Origin of the sequence: Luteitalea sp. (genome assembly GCF_022842525.1) — a bacterium.
Lineage (GTDB): Bacteria > Acidobacteriota > Vicinamibacteria > Vicinamibacterales > Vicinamibacteraceae > Luteitalea.
On sequence record NZ_JALHPM010000268.1, the window covers coordinates 1 to 2,612 of the forward strand.

At 69.0% G+C, this 2,612-nt stretch carries 3 protein-coding genes; 1 reads left to right on the top strand and 2 read right to left on the bottom strand.

Annotated features, from left to right (window positions below; genetic code table 11):
- Positions 1-1,052, top strand: a 1,052-nt coding sequence (locus Q0C41_RS28840; protein ID WP_291990033.1) for a TolC family protein, incomplete at its 5' end; no start/stop codon positions are given.
- Between the two features lie 330 nt (positions 1,053-1,382).
- Here the strand turns inward: Q0C41_RS28840 and Q0C41_RS28845 are convergent.
- Complete coding sequence (locus Q0C41_RS28845; protein WP_291990035.1) at positions 1,383-2,336, bottom strand: DNA-primase RepB domain-containing protein; 954 nt, start codon at positions 2,334-2,336, stop codon at positions 1,383-1,385.
- Positions 2,337-2,343: 7 nt separating this feature from the next.
- On the bottom strand, positions 2,344-2,612 hold a 269-nt coding region (locus tag Q0C41_RS28850), incomplete at its 5' end, for a hypothetical protein (RefSeq protein ID WP_291990037.1).

The following is a 2,612-nucleotide window of genomic DNA, read 5'->3' on the forward strand; positions in this document are numbered from 1 at the left end:
AGGCCCAAGGGCTCGACCTGCCAACGCGGACCGGCACGGTCTACCGTGCGGGCATCGACGTGGCCTGGGAAGCCGACGTGTTCGGGCGACTGCGCGGTCGCGCCCGCGCCGCGGAGGCCGACGCGACGGCTGCCGCCTTCGACAGCCGCGGCGTGCAGGTGGCGGTGATCGCCCAGGTGGCGTCGGCCTACTACGATTGGCGGGGGGCACAGCGCGACCTCGATCTGCTTGCGAGCCTGCGTCAGCAGGTGCAGGACCTGACCGCCAAGACCGAGGCGCTCATCGCGGCCGGTCGCCTGACCAGGCTCGACCTGCTGCGCGTGCAGCAGCTCGACGACGGGATGGCCGCCGAACAAGCGACGGTCACGCACGTCGGCGAGCGGGCGCGGCTGCGCCTGGCCACGCTGACGGGTCGCTCGCCGGACGGGTGGACCGTGCCGCCGACGCCCGCTGCCCCGCTGCGCGCGCAGCGGCTTCCCATCGGCAGCATGGCCGACGTATTGTCGCGGCGCCCCGACGTCGGCGTGGCCCAGGCACGGCTCAAGGCCGCGCTCGCACGCGCAGGGGTCGCCAGGGCCGAGTTGCTGCCCCGGATCGACGTGCTCGGATCGTTCGGCCACGTGGCCGGCAGCCTCGGTTCGCTCGCCGAGGCGGGCGCCGTGTCGTGGCTGGTGGCGCCGCGCATCGCGTGGTCGTTCCTCGACTGGCCGCAGCTTCGTCGGCGGGCGCGTGCCGCCAGTGCGGTCGCGGATGCGGCGTTCGCGGAGTACGAACAGGCCACGCTCCTCGCGCTGGAAGAGGTCCGTGTGGCCGTGGACGCGTACGGCGCCGCCACAGACAGGCTCGTCGCCACGCAGCGGCAACTCGAGGCAGCCGCCGGTGTGGCCGGCATCGTCACCGTGCAGTACCGCGAAGGGCTCGTCGACTCACTCGCGCAGACCCTCGCCGAGCGCGACCGCATCGCCGGCCAGCTCGCCGCCAGCCGGGCTCTTGCAGCGCACCAGCAGGCGGTCGTGGACGTGTACCGCTCGCTTGGCGGGGGCTGGGAGTGAGGTGACGCCGCGCAATGGCTGACGCTTCGGTGTCCGTCAGACGAGACGGTCGGCCCCAGGACCGCTTGGCCGGCGCCCCTTTCTGGCGGCTGGCCGACTCAACTCAGGCGAGCAGAGCCCGGGCCGTGTTTGGAGGCGGCCGAACGGGGGTGACAGCCGGTCGAAGACATCGCGAGCCGAGATCGTAGAGCGCCTTTTCAGCGTGACCTTAGTGGGGGTACAAACGGGGTACTGAACTCATGCACCGCATCCAAGTTGCTGTCACTGAACTAGTTACCGTGAGCCCTTCGACTCCCGCCGCCTCCACCGGTTGTCCGTGGACGGCTCAAACTAAGTATGCGTGGACGGTTTATCCCTGAGAGCCTTTGGCCTCGCTCTAGCGCTCTCCCCCGATTCCTCTGCGGGTTCCGATGAAGGGCAGGCGCATCGCCGGGCTGAAGTGAGCTTGAGCATCAGGTCTCGCTCTTTCCACGGCGGTTCACAGCGCGCGTTCCAGGAGTGAAGCAGGGCCATCGCTTCGTGGTCCGGCAGCTCGAATCGACTGACAAGACGGCAACAGAGACAGAACGTCGCGAGATCGCCCTGCCTCCCCTGGAGGGCAGGCGGAGTGGCCGCCACGTACCGTCGGGCACGCTCGATCATTGACCATCCGTGGCGCGGAGCCTGGCCCGGGGTGGCAACCTTGGCGGCTACTGGCGGGTCTGGAAAGCTGTTGACTCTGTAAGAGGTGGCCGGGCCCTCGCGGTCCATCGACACGAGAGGAGGCGGGAAGTACTTGCGATTCAGCAACCCGGGCAGCCTGGTGAGTTGTGCCGCCGAGGTCGCTGCCGTGTCCGCGCCCAGCTCCCGCGCCAGATGCTTCTGCAGCGCCTCGGCATGGCGGACCGACATGCCTGTGACCGGCCAGAGGATGTGCGCCCTTCCGGCAGATGACCGAATCACGAAGGACGGTGTGGGCACGTCGGGACGACCGTCAATGGTGGCCAGAATTCGGTCGCAGTCCCGATCCGCGTCCAAGAACACGTGCCGCACGGCGCGTACGGACTCGCGGGTGCGCGACCGCATGCCAGGCGTCAGGGCGTTGACGCTCACGAAGACGCTGAATCCGTTGGCGTTCTTGAACCGGAGCCAGCTCTGGAAGCGCGGTGAGAGCGCCATGTCCAGCGGCCCCACGCGCTGAATGGCCTCGCCCGTGTCGTGCCTCTTCAGGAGCACGGCAATCCAGTCCTCCGGCAGGAACGCCGCCTTCAGGAACCGGAGCGGAGCGTCTCGATCGATCTGCACGACACCCTCACTGCTTCGTCAGGACGACGGTGCCCGAGAACGTGGCGAGCTGACAGTCGCTGCCGTTGAAGTCGGCCTCGATACGCGTCGCCTGCGCAATGCCGATGCTGGCGAAGGTGCCGCGACACCCGCGCGGCGAGTTGTACTCCCCCTGCGTGCTGATCGGCGAGGGCGCGGTGTTGCCAGGCGTCAAGGCCGTCGTGGCGGTCGTCTCGATGACCAGCCATGGATTCTGCGCGCGGATGGTCGTCGTGAACGTCTGAAGGTTCGTCTGCG